Raw genomic sequence first — 570 nt, forward strand, 5'->3', positions numbered from 1 at the left:
ACCGGGTCTGTGATAGCCAGCAACTTTCCATCCAAGGTGCAAATGACTTGGTGGTTGAATCCGGCTCGTTTGTGCTTTCCAGAGAAATTTGTTTTACCAAGTGAACGCCAATTCCACGTGGGTATCAGAGTCCCGTCAACTACTAAGGACCCGGGTGCTTTGAGGCTTTCTTTCAAAGGCTGAGTCAGCGGAGTGAGAATCTTCTCCAGGGCCTTTTCGATGGTGTTGATAGCTCGTGAGACTGTCGATTGAGAGACAGCAAAAAGTTCTGCGAGGAGTTCTTCGGTGAGGTTGTGGCGGTGGTAGAGCAGGGTGATTTTGAGGGCTTGGGTGAGGGTTAGCGCTGGTGGTCTTCCGCCTGGTTTTGACCAGGTGAGGTGATGGGTGAGGGCTGTGTGTAGTGTGGCGAATTGCGTGGCTGTGAGGCCGGTTGTACGCTGGTGTAGCAACGGTCTTGTCCGGTATGGCTTGAGGTTATTTGTAGAGATTTAACGCTCATATTTTTGCCGCGGGTGGGGCCGTTGTCTAGTTGGTGGGTGTGGGGTGCGTGTCTACTTTTGAATAAGCCTC

General features: G+C 52.1%; 1 protein-coding gene. It reads right to left on the reverse strand.

Annotated elements, in window-relative coordinates:
* The coding region (locus ACED87_RS09385) for a helix-turn-helix domain-containing protein (protein WP_449090017.1) at positions 1 to 449 on the reverse strand (449 nt) is incomplete at its 3' end.
* Positions 450 to 570: the final 121 nt, after the last annotated feature.

Source organism: Rothia sp. 32237D007AR (assembly GCF_053544675.1).